We start from the raw sequence: 22,794 nt of genomic DNA, 5'->3' as shown, positions 1-22,794 counted from the left end.
TTCAACATTTTTTTTATTCATAAGGATTCCTACTTATGAGCCTCGAATCTGCCATTCAGGAAAACACTGCCGCAGTACGCGAACTGATCGCAGCCCTGCTTTCGCTCGGCGCGCTGCAAACTGCTCAAGCAAGCGCGACGGCGCACGCGTCGCCCGCCGTTCAAGCAGTAGTCGCGGCACAGAAAAACCTTGCTGAGCGGGAGGCTGAGAAGGGAAAAAAGCCGAAGACGGACACGGCAGCCACTGCTACTGCCGACGATGCTGTGACGACCGAATCAAAGCTGTCTGGCGAACCGTCTGCACCGATTCCCGAGTCATTCTCGCCCGAGCAGAAAACCGCCGCACTCAAGCCCTGGCACAAGAAAACGGCGGCCCTATATGCCGAACTGAAAGACGCTGAGCCAACGCTCGAGGCATGTAAAAGGGCAATCATCGGGGTCAGTACGCATGTAGGCCGCGCACAGGCAGTAGCGCTTCTTGCGCGGTTTGGTGCGCAGGTCGTATCGCCGAAACCCGGTCAAAAGCATCTTGACGAGTCTCTGTTCGGTGAATACATGGCGCTCGCGCGGGAAGTGCTTGCCGGCCGCGTCGATCCGACCGAATCAATTCCGCAGGAGTAGAGGCTATGCGACTCACTAACTACGCGCGTTCGGCTTTCGTTAAGTCGGTCCTCGACGACGTGCCGCGCACCGACTACCAGGAAGAGGCCCGGATCGCCGCTCAAAAATGGGCCGTCGACCACTTGCCCCCGAAGCTTCGTGCTTTGTACAAAGAGTTCGACGGCCATTTCAATCACGAGTACGTCCGCCTGCCGGGTTCGCTGTCGTCGGTTCGTGTTGTGATTGGTTCGACCAACTCGAGTATGCACGCAGCGATGCAGGCGGACGCGCCGTTTTGGGCTCGGATAACGGAGCTTGCGAAGCTCAGCGACGAGCAATCGGAGGCACGTAAGGCGTTGCGTGCGAAGGTCGACGCCGCGATCGCGGCGTGCACGACAGTGAAGCAGGCACATGAACGCCTACCGGAGTTCGCGAAATACCTGCCACCGCTCGACGCCACCATCGATCGCACGGTCACCGTGATCGCGTATCTCGTTGCCGATCTCACCGCCGCAGGTTGGCCGAAGGGCAAGAAGCCAACCGCACAGAAGGCAGTGCGCAAATGAACAAAACCGCTATTGCGGCCGTCGTCGAGGATCAGAAGCACGCGCTCCTGTCTCCATCGTCGGCCTATACTTGGATCGAGTGCGCAGCATCGACAGCCGCACAGATCGGCCAACCGGATGCGTCGAGCGAGTACGCCGACGAAGGCACCGCCGCGCACGAGTTGGCGAAGTGGTGTCTTGAGCGCCACGAGGCCGCCGAGCAGTACATCGGAGCGGTGATTCCCGTCGGCACGGTCACGCGCCGCGACGAGGAAACCGGCGAGATGATCACTGAACCGCGCCGCACGTTCGAAGTCGACGAGGAAATGGCCGAACACGTGCAGTTGTACGTCGACGGGGTGCGTGAGCGGGTCGAGGCTCTGCGGCTCGCCGGTGCCGACGTAACGCTACTCGTCGAACAGCGGCTGTCAATCGAACACATTACTGGCGAGCATGGCGCGCGCGGCACGAGCGACTGCGTGATCATCGCCGTCTGGCCGGATGGCCGCGCCGAGATCGAAGTGCGCGACCTGAAGTATGGGCGTGGCGTTGAAGTGTCAGCCGAACGCAACTATCAGGCAATGCTCTATGCCGCCGCTGCTCTTGAAGAGCACAGCGCGTTCGTCGATTTCGAACGAGTAAACATCGTTATCCACCAGCCACGCATCAACGAGCGGCCCAGCGAATGGTCGACCGCCCCGGCTGATCTCCTTGCCTGGATCGATGGCACCGCGAAACCGGCCGCCGAGCGCGCCCGTTGGTTGCTACGGAACGTCGAAGAGCGCCCACGTGAATTCAAGCTCGCAACCGGGGATTTCAACCCAGGCGAGAAGCAGTGCAAATTCTGCAAAGCCAAGGCCGTGTGCCCGGCGCTCGCCACCCACGTCGAAGCGACTATCGGCGCGGAATTCGAAGTTGTTGCGGAAGCATCAGCATACGGCGTGCAGTCTGAGTTCATCGGCCGCAACGTCGAACTGCTCAGTAACGATCGCCTCGGATTGATTTACGAAACTCTCGACCTGATCGACGATTGGGTAAAAGCAGTGCGCGGCCGTATCGAGCACGAACTGTTAAACGCTCGTGCAGTGCCCGGAGTGAAACTGGTTGCTGGCCGTCGCGGTGCGCGCCAGTGGCGCGATGAAGTCGACGCCGAACGCCTGATGAAGTCGATGCGTTTGAAGCAGGATCAAATGTACAACTTCAAACTCATTAGCCCAACGCAAGCCGACAAGCTACTGTCGAAGGAATCGCCGCGCCGGTGGAAAAAGGTTGAAGCGCTGATCGTACAGCGTGACGGTCGCCCGTCGGTCGCTCCCGAATCCGACAGCCGTCCCGCTCTTGTTATCAAACCACCCGAAGACGATTTTGAAGTCGTCTCGGCCGACGATGGGAGCGATCTTGCATGAACGAGCACTCGCCCTACAGCACCGAACGGACGATCGTCATCGGCCTTCAGTCCGCTGGTTTTTCAATGACTGACGCGTTAGCCCTCACCAGGAAACTGAAAGAAGAAGCTCGAAATCTTGTGCTCCGCGATCGACGTGAGCGAATAGCGACGGCGGCATTTGCTTCGCTCGATAGCGGGCACCAATCACCCGTCATGATTTGCAAGCGCGCCGTCGAAATCGCCGACGAACTGATTTCGCAGTTGGACAAACAACCAACGTCACCAAAGGAGTAAATTTCATGGCCAGCATAAAACTCACAAATGTCCGTATAGCATTCATTGACAACCTGCGCAACGCCGCACAATTCGACGGCCAAGGCGCGTTTCGCTACAGCGCGACATTTCTTGTCGAACCGGGCAGCGAGAACGACAAGAAGGTGAACGACGCAATCAATCAGGCTGCAGCCGAAGCTTGGGGCAAGAAAGCCGAGGCAATGCTCACCGGTTTTCGTGGCAACTCGAACAAGTTCTGCTACATCGACGGCAACACGAAGCCGGAGTACGAAGGCTTCGAGGACATGTTTTATCTTAGCTCGCACCGCAAGCAGGATGACGGCCGCCCTTTGCTGCTTGACATGTACGCCGACCCGGCAACAGGCAAGCCAGCACGCCTAATCGACCAATCGACAGGTGAATGGCTGCCCGGCAAAGAAGGACGCATCTACGCCGGCTGCTATGTGAATGCAACAGTCGATATCTACGCGCAGACGAAGAACTACCCAGGCATCCGCGCATCGCTGAAAGGTGTGCAGTTTGCAGGGGATGGCGACAGCTTCAGCGGCGCACGACGCGCGAATGAAGACGACTTCGAAGCAGCGGCGCCGGAAACTGCCGACGACTTCGCGTAATCATCACTCCGGGTTTTATGCCCGGAGTGCAACGAATATCGCGGGGCGCTCGTCTCCAATCGCCGCCGGCGCGGCGATTCCAAACCCTTTCTCGCTAACCGGCGTCGCCCGCTCTGGATCTCACGACATCGGCATGCGCAAACCGTGAGCGCTTAAATCGTAGGCGGAAAGATTGGGACGTCGGTTAGTAATCCTATTTAATAAATTATGCGTCGATGGAACGTCCGATGCAGTCGCGAGAAATGCAAGCTGCGCTACGTCTTCCCGAAACACCCGGACGACTACCGGCGGCCGAGGAAGTGCGCGAAGTGCGGTGGCACGAAGTTCCGCGTGATTCCGAACATGGCGCGTGATCGTGGGAAATACGAGCTTTGCACGTGTGCGGGCTACCAGTGGGGTGATAACTACACGGGTAACCGACCGCCCCATCGTCGCGGCTCGCGCTTTTGTTACTACCGTGCCGATGGCTCAATGCGTATGCCCGGCGATGACGATTTCGAAGACCCGAATTATGAACCTGAAACAGCAGATGCCGCTTGACCTGCGCGGCGGCCATCACGTCGGCCCGCTGTTTGTGATCGCCAAACAGCGCGTACCGATCCTACGCACGAGCCGTATGCATGGCGCACGGCGCCGAGCGCGTGAACGCCGCGCGATACCGCCATGGCTAACGCCCGTACAACGAGTCGCAATCGCAATCTTATACGCCACCGCCGAACGCTTGACCCGAGAAACGGGCGAGCAACACGTCGTTGACCACATCGTGCCGCTTGATGGAAAGCTGGTGTGCGGGCTGCACGTGCCTTGGAACATGCGCGTTACGCACTGGCGCGAGAACGCCGTGAAGGCGTGGCACACGTGGCCGGATATGCCTTTCGAGCAGATCGCCCTCCTCTAACAACCCATAGGCTGTATCTGCCGGATACAGCCTGTCGCCTGTACGGAGCAACCATGCCCAACGAAAACACCGCGCGGCTGTGGGATGGCGCGCCACTGCTGCCACCGATCGGCGCGCTCGTGCTGATCGCGCACGGCCGCGATGACTTCGACCACGTGTGCGAAGTGACCGGGTACGACGTGCAGGAGTCGCTGAGTGGCGAGCGCAATTTGCACCGCGTGTTCGTGAAGCTGAAGTATCGCGGCACCGAAACCGAGAACATGCGCCTGCTGAACGACATCCGGCCGCTGACGAAGGCGCGCTCGATCGCGCAGGGTGCGGCATGAAGCTGTGGCTCGACACCGAAACATTCTCGCCCATACCGCTGAAGCACGGCACGCACCGCTACGCCAAGCAGGCCGAGATCATGATCTGGACGTGGGCCATCGACGACGGTCCGGTCGGCACATGGGATCGCACGGCAGTCGCGCGGATGCCCGCCGAACTCGACGCGGCGATCGACGCGGCCGATGAATACTGGTGGCAGAACGGCGGCATGTTCGACCGCGTCGTGCTGATGCACGCGATGCCCGACGTGTACGCGCGCATGCCCGAGGAAAAGTGGCGCGACACGATGGTGCAGGCTTACGCGCACGGCCTGCCCGGCGCGCTTGCCCTGCTCTGCGAGATCTTCAACGTGCCGACCGACCAAGCGAAGGACAAGGAAGGGGCGCAGCTGATCCAGCTGTTCTGCAAACCACGGCCAGCGTTCAGCGAACTGCGCCGCGCCACGCGCGAAACGCACCCCGAGCAGTGGGCGCGGTTCCTCGAATACGCCGGCCGCGACATTACGGCAATGCGCGCGGTACACGCGAAGATGCCGAAATGGAATTATCCAAACAATGCGGACGAATTGGCACTCTGGCATCAAGACCAACGCATCAACATGCGCGGAATCCAAATGGACGTCGATCTCGCACGCGCTGCCGTCGATGCAATTGACAGGGCGCAAAAAGAACTCGCCGCTCGCACAGTCGAACTGACCGATGGCGAAGTCGCGAAGGCGACACAACGCGATAAATTGCTCGCACACCTGCTCAAAGAGTACGACATCGATCTGCCAGACATGAAGAAGTCGACGCTTGAGCGACGCATCAACGACCCTGATCTGCCAGACGCGCTGCGCGAACTGCTCGCAATCCGCCTCGAAGCAACGATGACGAGTTCGTCGAAATACAAAACGCTGTTGCGCGGCGTGTCGAGTGATGGTCGGTTGCGGGGGTTGACGCAGTTCTGCGGTGCAGCGCGCACCGGACGTGACGCCCACCGCCTCTACCAGCCCGGCAACATGCCGCGCCCGGATGTTGCACTGATGAAACGCGAACTCGGCGTCGACAAGATTTCGGAGGGTGACGCCGACCGCTACACCGAAATGGGGATCGAGGCGCTGAAATCAGGTTGTGCCGATCTGGTGTTCAGCAATGTTATCGGACTGACGGCAAACGTCGTGCGCGGCGCGATCATTGCCCCGCCCGGCAAGAAAATCGCCGTCGCCGACCTTTCGAACATCGAGGGGCGTGACGCAGCGTGGTTGGCCGGCGAGAAGTGGAAGCTGCAAGCGTTCCGAGACTTCGATGCCGGCATCGGCACCGATCTGTACAAGCTGGCGTATGCGCGGGCGTTCGGCGTAGCAGTCGAAGCAGTCGACAAATACATGCGCCAGCTCGGAAAGGTGATGGAGCTGGCGCTCGCCTACGAGGGTGGCGTCGGTGCGTTCGTCACCTTCACGATGACGTACAAGATGGACCTCGATAACATCCGCGCGGCCGTATTCGCAGCGCTCGATACCGTCGACCCGGAGATCGTGCGCGCGGCACGCGGCATGTGGGATTGGGCCGTAAAGAAGCGCCGCACGCTCGGCCTGCCGCAGGACGTGTTCATCGCCTGCGACATCCTGAAACGCCTGTGGCGTGCAGCGCACCCGCAGATATCGAGTTACTGGGGTGAGCTGCGCGACGCGGCGGTGCAGACGATCAGCTCGCCGGGCAAGACCGTTCGCGCGCGGCGCGTGATCATGCGGCGCGACGGCGAATGGCTGCGCGTGCAGCTGCCGAGCAAGCGCCAGCTCTGCTATCTCGCGCCGCGCGTGAGCGACGACGGCGAGATCAGTTACATGGGCGTGAACCAGTACTCGCGGAAGTGGCAGCGCACAAAGACCTACGGCGGAAAGATTTTCGAGAACTTGTGCCAAGCCGTCGCGCGTGACGTGCTATTTCACAACGCGCCGTCTGTTGAAGCAGCCGGCTATGAACTGGTGTTGAAGGTGCATGACGAAGTCGTCACCGAAGCACCCGACCGCGACGATTTCAACGCCGAGCACCTTTCCAGCTTGATCGCAACGGTGCCGGCGTGGGCCGACGGCTTGCCTCTGTCAGCGGCCGGTTTCTCTGCGTACCGATACAAGAAGGACTGATCTATGGGAAAACAATCACCTGTGCTTGAAAGAGAAATCGAGACGTATCTCGTCGACCGTGTGCGAGCAGCCGGCGGTAGTGCCTACAAATTCAGGAGTCCAGCTCGGCGCAGTGTACCCGATCGGATCGTCATCCTGCCGCCTGGCCGAATCTTCTTCATTGAAGTCAAACGGCCCGGTGGCAAGCCCACATTGGCACAAGAGCGCGAATTGAAACGCCTCATCGGGTTCGGCTGTAACGCATTAGTTGTCGACACCAGAGAGGCGATCGACGCGTTTTTCCAACGAGTGCAAGAGCACCCAGACAGTATGCAAATTGCTGATTTACAGCCAAGTCTTGGCGAGTCACCAATTCAATTTGCCGAACGCATCATTCGCGCTGCCATGCACACGGGCACCGCAGCAGCCCGACCAACATCCTGATCCTGTTACCCCGTAATGCCGCGCCAATTTCCCAATATTTCGGGGTGCGGCTTCTTTGGTGGGCGCGGTCTGTTCGACGCGCCCGCTTCTTTTTCGGAACAGATTAATCATGACGAAAACCTTTCCCGAACGGGTTGCCGAGACGCTGCGCGCGATCGGTTTGCCTTCGATACTGATCAGCGGTGAAAAGCAGATCGGTGCGCTGCGCGAACTGTTGCGCGAAGCCGACGCACCACCCGCCGCAGCGCCGACTTCCATCGTCAATGAGACAGGTGCGGAAGGAGCCCTCATCGAACGGCTTCGACTGCTGATGAGCGGCGACAGTGCACTTTGCAGAAGCGAGTTCGCCCGCAATACGATTGAGCAAGCGATCGGCGCACTATCTCGCTCCGCCGCTCCGGCAACAGCGCCGACCGACGAGCCGTATCGGGTAACGATCGACGTGCGTGATCTGTTCGCCTACCTACGCGCAGCATGGCGTGAAGGGCAACATTATGACCGTGAGGATTTCCCCGACCAAGTGGATAGCTGGAGCGCGGCCAGCGACTATGCCAACAAGACAATCGAACGGTGGACGTCGATGCAACCCGCTATGGCGATAGCAGCGTCGGCCGACCAAATTGCGCACGACCGCAAAATGGTAGCGTCGGTCGACGAGCGGGCGGCGTTCGAGCGCTGGTACACGCGCGGCACGATGCGGCCGATCGCAGACCACGACCGCGATGCAGTCACGGCGTGGGACGCTTGGCAGGCCCGCGCGGCAGCATCGCCCGCTGCGGAGGCGGCGGCTGAGTACGACTGGAAGCCATCTTATTTGCAACTCGAAAAAGACTGCGCAGAGTTGAAGCGTCTCCTGAATGCACGTGCTCCCGTTGCGGAGTCGCTTTTGCGCGAAGCGCTGTATTTACTCGATAACAAGCCGGATGGCCCTACTGATCATGCACGGCGTGATGAATTCAAGGCACTGGTCCGCGCATATCTCGCTGCCCCGCAACCCGCGCAGGCCGACGCACCGGCAGAGACACACCAATGCTGCAACAGCGAGTGTGCGTGGAAAGGGGACGCCTCCGCAACCATGACGATGAAGCACGGCTTTCCAAATGCTCTTTGCCCGCGCTGCAACGAAGTTACGGAACCGGTAGCCCCCGCCGACGCACCGGCGGAGCCGTTCCCATACCAGAAGACGTTCAACGCGATCGCCGCAGCCACGACGGTCGAGGGCGGCAACGTGGCGATTTCGGTGAAAGCGTTCCGGGATGCGTTCGGCGACGCACCGGCAGAGGCGCTCGAGCCTCACTCCGACGATGTTGCCGTGGACTCGTTCGCCGCCGTCATGAAGCACAAGCTCGCGCTGGCCCGTGACAAGGGCCGCGGCGGATGGGAGACGTGCAGCCCAGCCGACCTATCGCGGATGCTGCTCGAACACGTCGACAAAGGCGACCCGCGCGACGTGGCGAACCTTTGCATGATGCTCTGGCATCACGGTTCGCCGATCGTCAGTGCCCCCGCCGATGCGGGAGAGGCGCGCCTGACGGACGAGCAGCGCGCGATGCTGATGCAAGCCGCGGACTTCCTTGAACTGACGCATAGCAGGCTCGCTGCTGTCGCTCTGCGAGCCCTTCTCAATGGAGCCGATCATGACCGGTAAGCCCACCGACGACCTGCTGCAACGATGCCGCGAGCTTCTCGAATTGAACGAGAAGGGTGAATCCCAGCAAACCGCGCTCCGCGCCTTGGCAGCGACCTACGATCGCGAGATCGCAGCGCATGACCGTCGCGCGATGGCAGTGTCGCAAACGCATATCGAGGCGATGCGCGCCCTTCTCAATGGAGCCGATCATGACTGACGAAACCCAGCGGATCGGCCGCTACTTCAGAAGTGTCGGGGGCTGGCGACTCAAGTGCGGACATTGTCGCCAGTACTTTGACGTCGAAGGTGGAGACATGGACGGTACGCCGTGCCATCAACGCTATGTTTGCCCCCACTGCAATGGCATGAACTATGTCAGTTGGGATGCAAAGTTCGACCCGCGCTTGATCCGATCGAAGCCGCGCGTCGATTTATTCGGCGGTTGGCTGCAAGCTGGCGCGTTGCTATATCGGCTGACTGATGGGCTCATTCCATTTAATCGCGACGAAATTAGCGTGACGATGGCTGAAGGTTCGCGCGATCGTCGAGCGCTCGCAGCTCGCGCGGCCCAACTTCGGGAAATTTTTAACGGAGTCGTGTGGCCAGAGCCGCGCGAATAAGGAGGGGCATAAAAATAACGCACCGTGTTGATCGGCCAACGATCACGGCGTCTCGCACACCCCGAACGATATCTATCACATGAAACCCACTCTCTATTTATTCGCCTGCGTTGGTGCTGTCGTGATGGCGCTTTACATCGCGGGCTCGTTTGGCATCGGCTACTTCCGCCTCTACTACGGTGTTGCACCAGTCAAATGCTTTGCAGCGGGGTACGGTACATGATCCAGATCACCACGAAGCCACGCGCACGGCAACTCAGTACGCACAACTGGATGGTGTATGACAAGCACGGTAATTCGGTATTCGAAACCACGCTCGACGCTGCGCTCAAACTGTACTTTCGCTGCGTGCTGTTCTTCGCTACGGAGCGCCGGCTATGACGGCTCGTCGCACCTTTACCCCTTGGGATTACCAACGTCTTATCATCGGTCACGAATCCGAAATCGATCGCTCCAATGTGTGGGCCGGCATGGGCCTAGGCAAGACGGTAAGCACACTGACGACGCTTGAGACGCTTTATCACTTCGGGATTGAGACGATGCCCACGCTCGTCGTCGCGCCACTGCGCGTCGCGCAATCGACGTGGCCGGATGAGGTCGCTAAATGGGAGCACCTGTCCGGTATGGAAATTGTGCCGATCATCGGAGATGCGAACCGGCGCTCGATGCAACTGCGCCGCGACGCGCCGGTCTTCTCGATCAACTACGAAAACTTGCCATGGTTGATTGACTGGTTCAAGCACAATCCGCGTCCCTGGCCGTTCGGCACGATCATCGCCGACGAGTCTACCAAGCTTAAATCGACTCGCGTATCGAAGCAGCGCAGCACGAAAGGCGTCGAGTTTCTGAGGAAATCCAGCGGCAGTGTGCGCGGCCGCGCCCTCGCCGAGATCGCCCACACAAAGGTGCATCGATGGGTCAATTTAACCGGCACACCGTCCCCCAACGGGCTACAGGATCTATGGGGGCAACAGTGGTTCGTCGATGGTGGTCGGCGGCTCGGGCGCAGCTATTCGGCGTTCGAGGAACGCTGGTTCCAATCGATCCGAGGCGGCGACGGCTACCACCAGACGCGCCCGTTGCCGCACGCGCAGCAGCAGATTCAGGAAGCGCTCGCCGATTGCACGATCTCCCTCGACCCTGCTGATTGGTTCGATCTCGAAGAACCGATCGTGCGACCGGTTTACGTTGACCTGCCAAGCGGCGCGCGCCGCCTGTATCGTGACATGGAACGCCATCTCTTCATGGAAATCGACGGCAGTCCAATCGAAGCCGTAAATGTGGCGAGCAAGACAATGAAGTGCTTGCAACTCGCAAACGGTGCCGTCTACAAGCAGGACGATGACGGTAGCGACACGGCGCCGTGGCACGAGGTCCACGACCTGAAGATACAAGCGCTCGAAGAAATTGTCGAGGAAGCCGCTGGCATGCCGGTACTCGTCGCCTATCACTTCAAGTCGGACCTTGCGCGGCTGCAGCGCGCATTCCCGCGCGGCCGGCCGCTCGACCAGAACCCACAGACGATTCGTGACTGGAATCTCGGCAAGATTCCCGTGATGTTCGCGCACCCGGCCAGCGCCGGGCACGGCCTGAACTTGCAGGACGGCGGAAACATTCTCGCTGTCTTTGGGCACTGGTGGAATCTCGAAGAATATCAGCAGATCGTCGAGCGGATCGGTCCCGTCCGTCAATTGCAGGCCGGACGCCGCCGGCCGGTCTTCATTTACCACATTCTCGCGCGCGACACGATCGACGAAGACGTCGTGCTGCGCCGGGAAACCAAACGCCAAGTGCAAGACATCTTGCTCGACTCAATGAAACGAAGGGGGAATCGATGACTATCGACACGGAAACCCGCGCACTGACCCTGAAGGAAGCGGCCGCGCTACTCAAAGTCTCGTATTCGACCCTCTACGCAAACAAGGAAGCCCTTGGCTTCTTCCGCGTAGGCGCAGCGTGGCGCGTGTGGCCCGAAAATCTGAAAGCACAAACGTCCAGTTACAATGCCGATCGACCGGCGCGGACGGAAGGAAAGGAGAGTTTTCAATGCCCATCCGAAAGCGCAAAGGCAGTGACATCTGGCACGTTGACATCCGCACGCCGGGCGGCGGTCGCATTAGACAAACTACTGGCACAACCAATCGAAAGGAGGCGCAAGAGTTCCACGACAAGTTGAAGCATGAGGCGTGGCGCGTCGTGAAGCTTGGCGAACGCCCTGCGCGCATGTTCGATGAAGCGGCGCTCCGGTTCCTTGAAGAAAGTGCAGGACGCACGTGCGCGCACGACAACGTGAACAAGCGGATACATATCCGACACTTCCGGCAATTCTTCGCTGGCCGACGGCTAGACTCGATCACGCGCGATGAGATTTTTGCTGCGCTCCCGCAACACAACGGCTGCACAAAAGCCATCCGACCGCTAACGGCCACGACGAAGAATCGGTATCTCGGCACGATGCGTGCGTTGCTCAATGCCGCAGCGAACGAATGGGGGTGGCTCGATAAGGCCCCGAAACTGTCGGAACTTGCAATGCCGCCTAAGCGCATACGTTGGATCACGCGCGGCGAAGCCCACCGCTTGCTCGAAGCAATTCGATCGGAATGGTTGCGTGACGTCGCAACGCTTGCGCTCGCTACTGGCCTGCGTCAAGCCAACGTGCTCGGGCTGGAATGGTCGCAAATTGATTTGGTGAATCGCCGCGCATGGATTCACCCCGATCAAGCAAAGGCGCGAAAACCGATCGGTGTGCCGTTGAACGACGAGGCGGTTACAGTCATCCGGCGTCAACTCGGCAAGCATCCAACGCGCGTGTTCACGCGCCGCGGCAAACCGATTGAGCGCTGGGACCGGATGCAGTGGAGGCGCGCATGTGCGCGGGCCGGGATCGAAAACTTTCGATTCCATGACTTGCGGCACACCTGGGCGAGTTGGCACGTGCAAGCGGGTACGCCACTCAATCGGTTGATGGAACTCGGCGGTTGGTCGAAATACGAGATGGTTTTGCGATACGCTCATCTCGCGCCTGACCATCTTGCGGCGCACGCAGAAGCGGTCACGATTTGGTCACAGGCAGCACGTGACAGCACTGACACACCCCCGGAAAGCTTTGCTGCGTAAGGTTTTCCCGGCCCGAGGTAGGCACGGTGTTTCAGATAGCCTACCTGAAATACCGCGACGCGCGGCTCGACCGAGTCGAGGAAAGGTTCGGTCGATGATGTGCGGCTGCCGTGATGCGCAACGACGAGCACATGCGCGGCGAGCGCCGCGCGCGAGCCCGCGACGAGCGTGCGCTCGGAGCGTGCGTCGATGTCGCCCGTCAGCAGCGCGGAACGCTCGGGCGGCTGCTCGGTTGCGCCGCGCGCCATCGGCGCAACCATCGGCCCGCGCGCCGTGATACGCAGCACGCATGACTGCGCGTTCGTCGGCCCGCGCGCGCGCGGGCCGACGGCAGGCCAAAGCATCGTGAAATCGACGCCGTCCCAGCGCCAGCGCTGCCCGGCCGCGCAAGGCAGCGCATCAGCCACACCGGCGTCGTGCGCGGTGCGCCATAGCGGATTCGACGGCGGCAGACCGCCCACGAGTTGCCGAACCGCCAACGCCGAAAGTATCGCGGGCGCGCCGCCCGCGTGATCGGCATCCGCGTGGCTGATTACGAGCGCGTCGAGCACGCGCACACCGTGCGCGCGCAAAAACGGCACGACGACCCGCTCACCCGCGTTCGACGCCTCCGGCCCTGGCCCGGCGTCGAACAGCAGTGTATGCCGCGCGGTTTCGATCACGATCGCGGACCCCTGCCCGACATCCAGCGCCGTCAACCGGAATGCGCCATCGGCGGGCGCGTGCGGCCCCGGCGCGACGAGCGGCAGCCACGTAAGCGGCGCGGCATGCCGCAGCGGCCAGCCGCGCGGCGCGAGCGCCCAAACGATACCGCAGACCGCTGCCGCAAGCGCGAAGCCGCCCGGCAGCGGCAAGAACCAGACCGTGCGCCCAGCCCCGGCGATCGCTTCGAGCAACCGCATCAGCGCACCGACGAGCGCATGGGCGACAGTCAACACCGTGGCGTCGAGCGGCGCGGGCAGCACGACGCCGGTGAGCACGAGCGGCGTGACGAGCGAGGCAATCCATGGAATCGCGAACGCATTGGCAAGCGGCCCGGCAAGCGGAATCTGCGCGAACCATAAAACAGTGAGCGGCGCGAGCGCGATCGTCACCGCATATTGCGTGCGTGACGCCTCTCGCAGGCGCCGCATCGCACGCCGCGCGATGCGCACGATCGCGCCTCGCACCCGGACCTGATGCGACGGCGACACGCCGTCAGCGGTTGGGCCAGCGCCTGCCGCGTCAGCCGAACTTGGCCGAGCGGCATCTGCCGCATCGCGCGCTGCTGCCCTGCGGCCAGCCGACGCGAACAAAATCGCCGCGACTGCGCCGAACGACAACCCAAATCCCGGCGATGTCACGGCCCACGGATCGACGAACAGCACGCAGACGAGCGCCGCCGCGAGCACCGACGATGCCGGCAACGACCGCCCGCTCAGATACGCGACGCTCGCCGCGGCGAGCATCCACCACGCGCGCTGCGCCGGCACGTTGAAGCCCGCCAGCGCCGCATAACCGGCGCTGCCGACAAGCGCGCCGAGCGCGGCAACTTTCTGCGCCGGCGCGACAAGCGGCCACGCACGCCCGACATAGCCCGAGCGCCGCCAGAACCAGCCTGCGAGCCATCCGCACAAACTGCCCACCATCCCGACATGCAGCCCGGAAATGGCGACCAAATGACTCGTGCCGGTCTCGCGCAGTGTGCGCCAGTCGTCGTCGCCGATGCCGTCCTGCGCGCCAATCGCGAGCGCCGCGACGATACCGCGATGCGGCGCGGCGCCGAGCGCGCTATCGATGCGCTCACGCAAGCGCGCACGGACCCGATCGATTGCATAGCCGGCGCCGGACGCCCCGCTTGCGAGCCGCCGCGCATCGCGCGGCGCCGACACGTACCCCAGCGCGCGAATGCCGCGCGCGAGCCAGCTCGCCTCGGCGTCGCGCACACCAAAGTTCGCGTTGCCGTGGGGCCGTTTCAAACGCACGCGCAACCGCCATCGATCGCCCGGCACGAGCCGGGGCGACGCGGCCGCGTCGCGGCCAAGCGCATACCATCCGAGCGACAGCGTCGCAGGAAAGCGCGCGATGCCCGCATCGTTTGCGTCGACATCGAACAGAAAACGCACTCCCTTCGCATCGCGTGACGGCAAGCCGCGCACCGCTCCCGTCACGACGATATCGCGCCCTTCCCACCGCTCGGGCAGCGTATCGCTCAAGCGCCATTGCGCGCGTGCCGCCGCATAGCCGAAGCCGGCAAGCGCCGCCGCGCAACAGCACGCGCACAAGCCAGCCCGGCGCCGGCGCGGCGGCCCGTCGCGGCAGCCGCGATACGCAACGGCCGCGAGCCACACGCACACCCCGAATGCGAGCACGCCGCCCGCCCATGCCGCCGCGCCCGGCAACGCCGCCTGCTGTTGCAGCGCGACGACGCCGAGCGCGAACGCGCCGACCATCGCCCGCATCGCGCCTCCGCGTTTCGTGCGCCGCCCGCGCGGCGCGTCCGCATCACGAATCGATTATGCGGCGGCGAGCGCCAGACGGGGCAGCGCGGCAAGCGCGTTAGCCGAAGTGGATAGCGCAAACTGCGCCGGATCGATGCCGCGCAGCGCGGCGATTGCGGCGCCGATCGGCGGCACCTGGTCGGGCGTGTTGCGCGCCCTGTAACGCCATTCGGGCGGGATGTCGGGCGCATCGGTCTCGACGACAAGCGCATCGAGCGGCAGTTGCGCCGCGAGCCGCCGGATCTGCAATGCGCGACCGAACGTCACGTTGCCGCCGAAGCCGAGCTTGAGCCCCTGCGCGAGGTAGGCGTTCGCCTGTTGGAAACTGCCGTTGAACGCATGCGCGATCCCGCGGCGCACGCCAAAGCGCCGCAGCCCAGCCAGCACGCGATCCTGCGATTTGCGCACGTGGCAGAGCACGGGCAGATCGAAATCGCGCGCGAGCCGCAACTGGGCTTCGTAGAAAAATGCCTGCCGATTCGCATCGAGCCCCGGCACGAAGTAATCGAGACCGATCTCGCCGATGCCGACAAAGCGCGGATCGTCGAGGCTTGCCTCGACTTCCATCCGCAGCCGCTCGAGATCGGCGTCGTGCGCGTGCGGCGTGTACATCGGATGGATGCCTAACGCGTAAGCGCCGCCCGCCGTCGCGTGCGCAAGCTCGCGCACTACCGTGAAGTTGTCGCGGGCCACGCCCGGAATCACGATCCGGGACACGCCCGCCTCGCGTGCCGCATCGGCGACGCACGCGCGATCGGCGTCGAATTCGGCAGCGTCGAGATGGCAGTGCGTATCGATCCACATGTCAGTTTGACTCGCCAAGCCGGCCGCGAAGAGCTGGCCGCTGTTCAGAAAAGCGGCGGCCGGCGAAAGCGCGAGCGGCCGCGAGCCCGTGTCCGCTCGCCGCGCCGAACGCACTCGCAGCCCATTTGAGCCGCCCGTGAACTGCCCGCGCGAGCGCGGCGCGACAACCGCCGCACGCCAGTCACTCCAAGTTCCTGCGCGCCGCGCCCGGTCACCGCGAGCGGCATGGGAACCCAAACCGGCACCCAGCCTCGCGTGAAACCGGACAACCGCCGTTCAATGTTACGCCGTCACGGCGGGTTCCTCGTGCAGCACGCCATCGCGCAACCTCAGGATGCGGTCACAGCGCGCGGCCAGTTCGATGTCGTGCGTGACGATCACAAAACTCGTGTCGAGCGTTTTCGACAAATCGAGCATCAGATTGAACACGTGATCGGCGGTCGCGCCGTCGAGATTGCCGGTCGGCTCGTCGGCGAGCACGCACGCGGGTTTCGTGACGAGCGCGCGCGCGATCGCGACGCGCTGCCGCTCGCCGCCGGATAACTCACCCGGCCGGTGCTTCGCACGCGCGGCAAGCCCGACCTGATCGAGCATCTCGCGCGCCTCGCGCCGCGCTTGTTCGACCGGCATCCGGCGAATCCTCAGCGGCATCGCGACATTGTCAAGCGCGCTGAATTCGGGCAGCAAATGATGGAATTGATAAACGAAGCCGAGCGAGCGGTTGCGCAGATCGTTGCGCTCGCGCTCGGCAAGCTGTGTGAACGGCTTGCCGAGCAGCGACACCTGCCCCGCGCTCGGCTCGTCGAGACCGCCCAGCACATGCAACAGCGTGCTCTTGCCCGAGCCCGACGCGCCGATGATCGCAAGTTTCTCGCCGCGCCGCACCGATACCTCAGCGTTCTTCAATACTTGCACGTCGAGGCCGCCCTGCACGAACGATTTCGTGATCCCGTGCGCCTCGAGCACATAGCCGTGCGCGGCGACGCGCGCTTTTTCTTGTTGCTGATTCATTGCTGGTTCGAACACCTGATCATTCATAGCGCAGCGCCTCCGCCGGGCGGACCTTCGCGCCGCGCCAGCTCGGATAGAGCGTCGCGACCGCGGACAGCGCGAACGCAATCGCACCGATCTTGATCACATCGCCCGCGACCAATTCCGAAGGCAGTTCGCTGATGAAATACACTGACGGCGGCAGGAACTGCACGCCGAGCAGATGCTCGATCATCGGCACGAGCCAAGGAATGCTCCACGCGATCAGGCATCCGAGCGCGACACCCGACGCAGTGCCGACAAAGCCGATCGTCACGCCCTGCACGACGAAGATCTTCATGATCGACGACGGCTGCGCGCCCAGCGTGCGCAGAATCGCGATGTCGGCCTGCTTGTTGGTCACCGTCATCACCAGCGACGATACGAGATTGAACGCCGCGACCGCGATGATCAGCGTCAGGATGATGAACATCATCCGCTTCTCGATCTGCACCGCGGAAAACCATGTCTTGTTCTGCTGGGTCCAGTCGCGGATATACAGCTCGCCCGAAAGCGAATGCGCGAGTTCCCGCGCGACCTGCGGCGCCTTTTGCATGTCGGCCAGGCGCAGCCGCACGCCCGTCGGCGCGGGCAGCCGGAAAAGCGCCTGCGCATCCTGGATGTCGATCATCGCGAGCGAGCTGTCGTATTCGTAGTGCCCGGACTCGAACACGCCCACCACCGTGAATTGCTTCAGACGCGGCATCATCCCGGCTGGCGTAATCGTCCCCTCCGGGGCGACGAGCGTGATCTTGTCGCCGATCGACACGCCCAGATTGCTGGCAAGCGCATTGCCGAGCACGATGCCGAACTGCCCCGGCGCGAGCGCCGACAGCGCGCCGCCCTTCATGTCCTTCGCGACGTCGGACACCTGCGGCTCGAGCGACGGATCGACGCCGCGCAACATCACGCCGCTCACCGCATCCTGGCGCGTGAGCAGCGCCTGCGCCTCGACATACGGCGCCGCGCCGATCACGGACTTGTTCAGCCGCGCTTCGTTCGCGGTCATATGCCAGTCGGGCATCGAGCCCGTCGGCGAGAAGATCTCGACGTGCGCGAGCACCGACAGCATCCGGTCGCGCACCTCTTTCTGAAAGCCGTTCATCACCGACAGCACGACGATGAGCGCCGCGACGCCGAGCGCGATTCCGAGCATCGATGCGAGCGCGATGAAAGAGATGAAGCCGTTGCCGGTCGTGCGTTTGCCGGCGCGCGTATAGCGCCAGCCGATCTGCCATTCATACGGAAGTTTCAAGCGTGTCCTTTCTACGGGTTGGATGCGTCGCGGCCCGCGCAGCGCGCGAACCGGGCGGTCACCGACATGTGCGCGCAGTGTGCCACACAATGCTTAATCGCCCCTGAAAACGCGGCGGCGCGCGCCGCGGGCCTCGGGCGCCGCGCCGCCCGGCAATTTTACCAATCGCGCCCTTCGCGACGCGGCCTGCGGCCATCGCGCCAGCAGCGCTGCCCTTATGGCCTACAATGCGCACCATCATGCGCGCCCAACGTCTTCACCTTCTTCTGCCTTTCGCGCTGCCTTCGGCAGCCGACAACGCCGCCGGCCCGCCAGCCGCCCGCCCGGCACTCGACAAGCTCGTCGCCCGCGCACGTATCGTCGAGCGCGTGGCGGGCGAAGCGTTCCAGCGCACGCTGCCGCACGAGCACTGGCTCGCGTGCCGCTTCGGCGCAACCGATGCCGGCACCGACGACGCGCCGCTCGCGCCCTACATGCTCGCCGCCGACGGCGGCGAGCCGGGCAGCCACACATGGGCATGCGTCGAGCCCGTTCATGTGCGGATCGCCACCGATCATCTGGTGTTGATCGATCCGGCCTCGCTCGACATCCGCGACGACGAAGCGGCCGCGCTTCTGGCCACCGCCCGCCCGCTGATCGAGGAGCTGGGCGTCACGCTACAGGCGCCGCGGCCGGCGCGCTGGTACTTGTCGAGCCCGCAGTTCGCGAGCCTTGCGGGCGCCGCGCCGCTGCGCGCGAGCGGACGCAACATCGAAATCTGGCTGCCGCACGAGACGCAGACGGGCGAACGCTCGCGCGCGTGGATGAAACTGCAGAACGAAGTGCAGATGGCGTGGTTCGGCCATCCGGTCAACGACGCGCGTGAAGCGCGCGGCTATCCGGCCGTCAATTCGATCTGGTTCCATGCGCAAGGGGCGATGAAGCCCGTGACGAGCCCGTTCGCGCGCGTGTTGTCGCGTTCGCCGGGCGCGCGCGGGCTCGCCCTTGCGGCGCGCGCGGCAACGGATGCGCCGCCCGCGTCGTTCGACGCGCTGCCGCCTGCCGGCTCCGCTCAGCCTGGCGCGGCAACGCTCGTCGAACTCGACGCGCTGAGCGCGCCGTTCATCGAACAGGACTGGGCGCGCTGGCACGACGCGCTGGCCGTGCTCGAACGCGACTGGTTCGCGCCCGCGCTCGCCGCGCTCGGCGACGGCCGGCTCGATGAACTCGCGCTCACGCTCTGCGGCGACACCAGCACCGTCACGCTCGCCGTCACGCGCGGCGAGTTGCGCAAATTCTGGCGCCGGCGCACGTTCGCATCCCTATTCGAAACACCGATCGAAACACCGATCGAATAACCGGTTTCCCGCATGACCCGCATCGTCACCCGCCCCTGCGCTCCCGACGCGCTCGACGCGCTCGCCCGCCACGGCCTGCACCCCGTGCTCGCGCGCCTGTACGCCGCGCGCGGGATCGCGTCGCCCGCCGACGTCGAAACCGCGCTCACGCGCCTCTTGCCGCCGACGCAACTGAAAGGCTGCGCGGACGCGGCCGCGCTCCTTGCCGACGCGCTCGCGGCCGGCCGCCGGATGCTCGTCGTCGCCGACTACGATTGCGACGGCGCGACCGCCTGCGCGCTTGCCGTGCGCGGCCTGCGCATGTTCGGCGCACAGATCGATTATCTGGTGCCGAACCGCTTCGAATACGGCTACGGCCTCACGCCGGAAATCGTCGCGCTCGCCGCCGAGCGCCGGCCCGATCTGCTGATCACGGTCGACAACGGCATCGCGAGCGTCGATGGCGTCGCGGCCGCGAACGCGCGCGGCATCGACGTGCTCGTCACCGACCATCACCTGCCCGGCGACACGCTGCCCGCCGCGCGCGCGATCGTCAATCCGAACCAGCCTGGCTGCACGTTCCCGAGCAAGCACATCGCCGGCGTCGGCGTGATGTTCTACGTGTTGCTCGCGCTGCGCGCCGAGCTGCGCGCGCGTGGCGCGTTCGGCGACGCGCGCCCCGAACCGCGGCTCGACGGCTTGCTCGACCTGGTCGCGCTCGGCACGGTCGCCGACGTCGTTCGGCTCGATGCGAACAACCGCGTGCTGGTCGCACAGGGGCTCGCGCGCATCCGCAGCGGCCGCATGCAACCGGGCGTCGCCGCGCTGTTTCGCGCGGCCGCGCGCGACGCGCGCCGCGCCTGCGGCTTCGATCTCGGCTTCGGCCTGGGCCCGCGGCTGAACGCGGCGGGCAGGCTGTCGGACATGTCGCTCGGCATCGAATGCCTGACGACCGACGACGCCGGCCGCGCGTGGGAACTCGCGCAGCAACTCGACGCGATGAACCGCGAGCGCCGCGAAATCGAGGCGGGCATGCAACAGCAGGCGCTCGCCGATCTGTCGTCGGTCGATCCCGCCGAAGCCGCGACGATCACGCTGTTCAATCCGGCCTGGCACCAGGGCGTGATCGGCATCGTCGCCGGACGGCTGAAGGAGCGTTTTCACCGGCCGGCGTTCACGTTCGCGCACGCCGACGACAACGGCGCGCGCGTCAAGGGCTCGGGCCGCTCGATCGCGGGTTTTCATCTGCGCGACGCGCTCGACTTGATCTCGAAGCGCGAACCGGGCCTCATCATCACGTTTGGCGGCCATGCGATGGCCGCGGGCGTCACGCTCGACACCGAAAACGTGCCGCGCTTTGCGGCCGCGTTCGAATCGGTCGCGCGCGAATCGCTTACCGACGACGCGCTCGCGCGCGTGATCGAGACCGACGGCGAACTCGACGAAGCCTATTTCACGCCGCAAATCGTCGAGCTGCTCGACTCGGCCGTCTGGGGCCAGGGATTCCCGGCGCCGCTGTTCTCGGGCGAATTCGGCGTCGCGTCGCAGGCGCTCGTGAAAGACAAGCATCTGAAGCTGCAGTTGACGCGCGGCCGGCAACGCTTCAACGCCATCTGGTTCAACCGCACCGAGCCGCTGCCCGCGCGCGCGACGCTTGCATACCGGCTCGCGAGCGATACGTGGAACGGCATGACGCGCTTGCAGTTGATCGTCGAGCACGCGGCGTAAAACGGCGGCGAGCGTCTGGCCCGTTGCGGCGGGCCAGGCTTGGTCGAGCGCGCCGGGCCCGGCCGGGCGGCCCGCGTCATTGCGCCGGGCGGGCATCGAAAGGCGTGTTCCGAAACGCCCGTGCAGCCCGAACCCGTCCGAACCGGTCCAAACCAATCCGAGCCGGCCCGAACCAGCCCGCATGAACCCGTATCACTCCACCACCTTGTCGCCAGGCGCTCAACCGCCGCAGGCAGCGGGAAGCAGCGGCCGCCGTCATCGGCATGAGGCGCGCGCGAATCCGGCTACGCACATGAGTGCCCGCGCATGCCGCCGGCGAGCCTGGCCGCCCGGCCGGTCGCCCACCACCATCGGCTATAATTTCCCCTTTTCACGAAGCATCACGAGCGAACGAGATCATGGAAGCGGAACGTCTGAACGCGATCGAAAGCTCCCTTGCGGACCTGCGCCGGCGCGCGGGCGAGCTACGGGGGTATCTTTGACTACGACGTCAAATCGCAACGTCTAGCCGAAGTCAACAAGGCCCTCGAAAACCCGAACGTCTGGAACGATTCGAAGAACGCCCAGGCGCTCGGCCGGGAGAAAAAGCTGCTCGAAGGCGTCGTGACGACGCTCACGCAACTCGATAACGACCTGCGCGACACGCAGGATCTGTTCGACCTCGCGCGCGACGAAGGCGACGAAGACACGCTCGTCGCGACCGAAAGCGACGCCGCGCAGCTTGAGGCGCGCGTGGCCGACATCGAATTCCGCCGGATGTTCTCGAACCCGGCCGATCCGAACAACTGCTTCATCGACATCCAGGCAGGCGCCGGTGGCACCGAGGCGTGCGACTGGGCGTCGATGCTGCTGCGCCAGTATCTGCGCTACTGCGAGCGCAAGGGCTTCAAGGCCGAGGTGCTCGAAGAGTCCGACGGCGATGTCGCCGGCATCAAGAACGCGACGATCAAGGTCACGGGCGAATACGCATACGGCTATCTGCGCACCGAAACCGGCATTCACCGGCTCGTGCGCAAATCGCCGTTCGACTCGTCGGGCGGCCGCCATACGTCGTTCTCGTCGGTGTTCGTCTATCCGGAAATCGACGATTCGATCGAAGTCGAAATCAACCCGGCCGATCTGCGCATCGACACCTATCGCGCGTCCGGCGCGGGCGGCCAGCACATCAACAAGACCGATTCGGCCGTGCGCATCACGCATATGCCGACGGGCATCGTCGTCCAGTGCCAGAACGACCGCTCGCAGCACCGCAACCGCGCGGAGGCGATGGCGATGCTGAAGTCGCGCCTTTACGAAGCCGAGCTGCGCAAGCGCCAGGCCGAGCAGGACAAGCTCGAATCGAGCAAGACCGACGTGGGCTGGGGTCACCAGATCCGCTCGTACGTGCTCGACCAGAGCCGCGTGAAGGATCTGCGCACGAACGTCGAAATGAGCAACACGAAGGCCGTGCTCGACGGCGATCTCGACGACTTCATCAGCGCAAGTCTCAAACAGGGCGTGTAAGCGCCCGCGCGCGGCGCGGCCCGCACGGCCGCCATCCGCGCCCGCGCGACGAAGAGGCGCCCGCCCGGCGGGCCGCCTCGTGCATCGCCGTCGCACCGCC

General features: G+C 63.9%; 23 protein-coding genes. 19 read left to right on the top strand and 4 right to left on the bottom strand.

What is annotated here, in order from left to right; genetic code table 11:
- Nucleotides 1-35 precede the first annotated feature (35 nt).
- From WS68_RS18295 to WS68_RS26490, 16 genes are all read left to right on the top strand, one after another.
- Complete coding sequence (locus WS68_RS18295; RefSeq protein WP_059516581.1) at nucleotides 36-620, top strand: hypothetical protein; 585 nt, start codon at nucleotides 36-38, stop codon at nucleotides 618-620.
- A 5-nt stretch (nucleotides 621-625) separates the two neighbouring features.
- Entirely contained in the window at nucleotides 626-1,165 is a 540-nt protein-coding gene (locus WS68_RS18290) for an Nmad5 family putative nucleotide modification protein (protein ID WP_059516579.1), read from the top strand.
- Complete coding sequence (locus WS68_RS18285; protein ID WP_059516577.1) at nucleotides 1,162-2,550, top strand: DUF2800 domain-containing protein; 1,389 nt, start codon at nucleotides 1,162-1,164, stop codon at nucleotides 2,548-2,550. Before WS68_RS18290 ends, WS68_RS18285 begins: the two co-directional genes overlap by 4 nt.
- On the top strand, nucleotides 2,547-2,825 hold the full coding sequence (locus WS68_RS18280; protein WP_059516575.1) for a hypothetical protein: 279 nt from the start codon (nucleotides 2,547-2,549) through the stop codon (nucleotides 2,823-2,825). The genes WS68_RS18285 and WS68_RS18280 overlap by 4 nt, the downstream gene beginning before the upstream one ends.
- 5 nt (nucleotides 2,826-2,830) lie before the next feature.
- Nucleotides 2,831-3,439, top strand: a complete 609-nt coding sequence (locus tag WS68_RS18275; RefSeq protein ID WP_059516573.1) for an ssDNA-binding protein — start codon at nucleotides 2,831-2,833, stop codon at nucleotides 3,437-3,439.
- Nucleotides 3,440-3,950: 511 nt separating this feature from the next.
- A complete protein-coding gene (locus tag WS68_RS18270; protein ID WP_197419638.1) occupies nucleotides 3,951-4,337 on the top strand; it encodes a hypothetical protein in 387 nt (128 codons plus the stop codon).
- A 53-nt stretch (nucleotides 4,338-4,390) separates the two neighbouring features.
- A complete protein-coding gene (locus WS68_RS18265; protein ID WP_059516571.1) occupies nucleotides 4,391-4,663 on the top strand; it encodes a hypothetical protein in 273 nt (90 codons plus the stop codon).
- Nucleotides 4,660-6,789, top strand: a complete 2,130-nt coding sequence (locus WS68_RS18260; RefSeq protein WP_059516569.1) for a DNA polymerase I — start codon at nucleotides 4,660-4,662, stop codon at nucleotides 6,787-6,789. Before WS68_RS18265 ends, WS68_RS18260 begins: the two co-directional genes overlap by 4 nt.
- 3 nt (nucleotides 6,790-6,792) lie before the next feature.
- Nucleotides 6,793-7,212: a VRR-NUC domain-containing protein gene (locus WS68_RS28465; protein WP_176704079.1), complete on the top strand. Its 420-nt coding sequence runs from the start codon at nucleotides 6,793-6,795 to the stop codon at nucleotides 7,210-7,212.
- A 109-nt stretch (nucleotides 7,213-7,321) separates the two neighbouring features.
- Nucleotides 7,322-8,860 carry a hypothetical protein gene (locus WS68_RS18255; protein WP_059516567.1) on the top strand — a complete coding sequence of 513 codons (1,539 nt, stop codon included), beginning with the start codon at nucleotides 7,322-7,324 and terminating at the stop codon, nucleotides 8,858-8,860.
- Nucleotides 8,850-9,059, top strand: a complete 210-nt coding sequence (locus WS68_RS18250; protein WP_125910448.1) for a hypothetical protein — start codon at nucleotides 8,850-8,852, stop codon at nucleotides 9,057-9,059. Before WS68_RS18255 ends, WS68_RS18250 begins: the two co-directional genes overlap by 11 nt.
- Nucleotides 9,052-9,462 carry a hypothetical protein gene (locus tag WS68_RS27810; protein WP_125910447.1) on the top strand — a complete coding sequence of 137 codons (411 nt, stop codon included), beginning with the start codon at nucleotides 9,052-9,054 and terminating at the stop codon, nucleotides 9,460-9,462. The genes WS68_RS18250 and WS68_RS27810 overlap by 8 nt, the downstream gene beginning before the upstream one ends.
- Nucleotides 9,463-9,541: 79 nt before the next feature.
- On the top strand, nucleotides 9,542-9,685 hold the full coding sequence (locus WS68_RS28460; RefSeq protein ID WP_176704078.1) for a hypothetical protein: 144 nt from the start codon (nucleotides 9,542-9,544) through the stop codon (nucleotides 9,683-9,685).
- Nucleotides 9,682-9,843 carry a hypothetical protein gene (locus WS68_RS18240; protein WP_197419637.1) on the top strand — a complete coding sequence of 54 codons (162 nt, stop codon included), beginning with the start codon at nucleotides 9,682-9,684 and terminating at the stop codon, nucleotides 9,841-9,843. The genes WS68_RS28460 and WS68_RS18240 overlap by 4 nt, the downstream gene beginning before the upstream one ends.
- Nucleotides 9,840-11,300, top strand: a complete 1,461-nt coding sequence (locus WS68_RS18235) for a DEAD/DEAH box helicase (RefSeq protein ID WP_059516560.1) — start codon at nucleotides 9,840-9,842, stop codon at nucleotides 11,298-11,300. The genes WS68_RS18240 and WS68_RS18235 overlap by 4 nt, the downstream gene beginning before the upstream one ends.
- Before the next feature lie 208 nt (nucleotides 11,301-11,508).
- Complete coding sequence (locus tag WS68_RS26490; protein ID WP_082710135.1) at nucleotides 11,509-12,579, top strand: tyrosine-type recombinase/integrase; 1,071 nt, start codon at nucleotides 11,509-11,511, stop codon at nucleotides 12,577-12,579.
- On the opposite strand, the gene WS68_RS18220 is transcribed toward WS68_RS26490, so the two are convergent.
- The 4 genes from WS68_RS18220 to WS68_RS18205 form a co-directional block, all read right to left on the bottom strand.
- Nucleotides 12,474-15,020, bottom strand: a complete 2,547-nt coding sequence (locus tag WS68_RS18220; protein ID WP_082710134.1) for a ComEC/Rec2 family competence protein — start codon at nucleotides 15,018-15,020, stop codon at nucleotides 12,474-12,476. The two genes, WS68_RS26490 and WS68_RS18220, sit on opposite strands and share 106 nt — an antisense overlap.
- A 54-nt stretch (nucleotides 15,021-15,074) precedes the next feature.
- Nucleotides 15,075-15,863 carry a TatD family hydrolase gene (locus tag WS68_RS18215; protein WP_059572219.1) on the bottom strand — a complete coding sequence of 263 codons (789 nt, stop codon included), beginning with the start codon at nucleotides 15,861-15,863 and terminating at the stop codon, nucleotides 15,075-15,077.
- 282 nt (nucleotides 15,864-16,145) lie between these two features.
- Nucleotides 16,146-16,874: a lipoprotein-releasing ABC transporter ATP-binding protein LolD gene (lolD, locus tag WS68_RS18210; RefSeq protein ID WP_082710133.1), complete on the bottom strand. Its 729-nt coding sequence runs from the start codon at nucleotides 16,872-16,874 to the stop codon at nucleotides 16,146-16,148.
- A gap of 19 nt (nucleotides 16,875-16,893) precedes the next feature.
- Entirely contained in the window at nucleotides 16,894-18,147 is a 1,254-nt protein-coding gene (locus tag WS68_RS18205) for a lipoprotein-releasing ABC transporter permease subunit (RefSeq protein ID WP_059572119.1), read from the bottom strand.
- A 239-nt stretch (nucleotides 18,148-18,386) separates the two neighbouring features.
- On the opposite strand from WS68_RS18205, the gene WS68_RS18200 reads away from it, so the two are divergent.
- The 3 genes from WS68_RS18200 to prfB all read left to right on the top strand — a co-directional run bounded on the left by WS68_RS18200 (nucleotide 18,387) and on the right by prfB (nucleotide 22,694).
- Entirely contained in the window at nucleotides 18,387-19,484 is a 1,098-nt protein-coding gene (locus WS68_RS18200; RefSeq protein WP_082710157.1) for a regulator, read from the top strand.
- Between the two features lie 12 nt (nucleotides 19,485-19,496).
- On the top strand, nucleotides 19,497-21,191 hold the full coding sequence (gene recJ / locus WS68_RS18195; RefSeq protein WP_059572117.1) for a single-stranded-DNA-specific exonuclease RecJ: 1,695 nt from the start codon (nucleotides 19,497-19,499) through the stop codon (nucleotides 21,189-21,191).
- A 398-nt stretch (nucleotides 21,192-21,589) separates the two neighbouring features.
- Nucleotides 21,590-22,694 (top strand): peptide chain release factor 2 gene (prfB, locus tag WS68_RS18190; RefSeq protein WP_156429570.1). Its coding sequence is split into 2 segments (ribosomal slippage): nucleotides 21,590-21,670 and nucleotides 21,672-22,694, totalling 1,104 coding nucleotides; the frame shifts between segments, so codons are not numbered across the junction.
- Nucleotides 22,695-22,794: the final 100 nt, after the last annotated feature.

This window comes from Burkholderia sp. TSV86 (assembly GCF_001522865.1).
Taxonomy (GTDB): Bacteria; Pseudomonadota; Gammaproteobacteria; order Burkholderiales; family Burkholderiaceae; genus Burkholderia.
This window is presented reverse-complemented; position numbering and strand designations above follow the sequence as displayed.

What these genes read in the sequence shown, in the direction of transcription:
- WS68_RS18295 (WP_059516581.1), top strand. Translation starts at nt 36, where the DNA reads ATGAGCCTCGAATCTGCCATTCAGGAAAACACTGCCGCAGTACGCGAA.
- WS68_RS18290 (WP_059516579.1), top strand. Translation starts at nt 626, where the DNA reads ATGCGACTCACTAACTACGCGCGTTCGGCTTTCGTTAAGTCGGTCCTC.
- WS68_RS18285 (WP_059516577.1), top strand. Translation starts at nt 1,162, where the DNA reads ATGAACAAAACCGCTATTGCGGCCGTCGTCGAGGATCAGAAGCACGCG.
- WS68_RS18280 (WP_059516575.1), top strand. Translation starts at nt 2,547, where the DNA reads ATGAACGAGCACTCGCCCTACAGCACCGAACGGACGATCGTCATCGGC.
- WS68_RS18275 (WP_059516573.1), top strand. Translation starts at nt 2,831, where the DNA reads ATGGCCAGCATAAAACTCACAAATGTCCGTATAGCATTCATTGACAAC.
- WS68_RS18270 (WP_197419638.1), top strand. Translation starts at nt 3,951, where the DNA reads ATGAACCTGAAACAGCAGATGCCGCTTGACCTGCGCGGCGGCCATCAC.
- WS68_RS18265 (WP_059516571.1), top strand. Translation starts at nt 4,391, where the DNA reads ATGCCCAACGAAAACACCGCGCGGCTGTGGGATGGCGCGCCACTGCTG.
- WS68_RS18260 (WP_059516569.1), top strand. Translation starts at nt 4,660, where the DNA reads ATGAAGCTGTGGCTCGACACCGAAACATTCTCGCCCATACCGCTGAAG.
- WS68_RS28465 (WP_176704079.1), top strand. Translation starts at nt 6,793, where the DNA reads ATGGGAAAACAATCACCTGTGCTTGAAAGAGAAATCGAGACGTATCTC.
- WS68_RS18255 (WP_059516567.1), top strand. Translation starts at nt 7,322, where the DNA reads ATGACGAAAACCTTTCCCGAACGGGTTGCCGAGACGCTGCGCGCGATC.
- WS68_RS18250 (WP_125910448.1), top strand. Translation starts at nt 8,850, where the DNA reads ATGACCGGTAAGCCCACCGACGACCTGCTGCAACGATGCCGCGAGCTT.
- WS68_RS27810 (WP_125910447.1), top strand. Translation starts at nt 9,052, where the DNA reads ATGACTGACGAAACCCAGCGGATCGGCCGCTACTTCAGAAGTGTCGGG.
- WS68_RS28460 (WP_176704078.1), top strand. Translation starts at nt 9,542, where the DNA reads ATGAAACCCACTCTCTATTTATTCGCCTGCGTTGGTGCTGTCGTGATG.
- WS68_RS18240 (WP_197419637.1), top strand. Translation starts at nt 9,682, where the DNA reads ATGATCCAGATCACCACGAAGCCACGCGCACGGCAACTCAGTACGCAC.
- WS68_RS18235 (WP_059516560.1), top strand. Translation starts at nt 9,840, where the DNA reads ATGACGGCTCGTCGCACCTTTACCCCTTGGGATTACCAACGTCTTATC.
- WS68_RS26490 (WP_082710135.1), top strand. Translation starts at nt 11,509, where the DNA reads ATGCCCATCCGAAAGCGCAAAGGCAGTGACATCTGGCACGTTGACATC.
- WS68_RS18220 (WP_082710134.1), bottom strand. Translation starts at nt 15,020, where the DNA reads ATGCGGGCGATGGTCGGCGCGTTCGCGCTCGGCGTCGTCGCGCTGCAA.
- WS68_RS18215 (WP_059572219.1), bottom strand. Translation starts at nt 15,863, where the DNA reads ATGTGGATCGATACGCACTGCCATCTCGACGCTGCCGAATTCGACGCC.
- lolD (WP_082710133.1), bottom strand. Translation starts at nt 16,874, where the DNA reads ATGAATCAGCAACAAGAAAAAGCGCGCGTCGCCGCGCACGGCTATGTG.
- WS68_RS18200 (WP_082710157.1), top strand. Translation starts at nt 18,387, where the DNA reads ATGCGCGCCCAACGTCTTCACCTTCTTCTGCCTTTCGCGCTGCCTTCG.
- recJ (WP_059572117.1), top strand. Translation starts at nt 19,497, where the DNA reads ATGACCCGCATCGTCACCCGCCCCTGCGCTCCCGACGCGCTCGACGCG.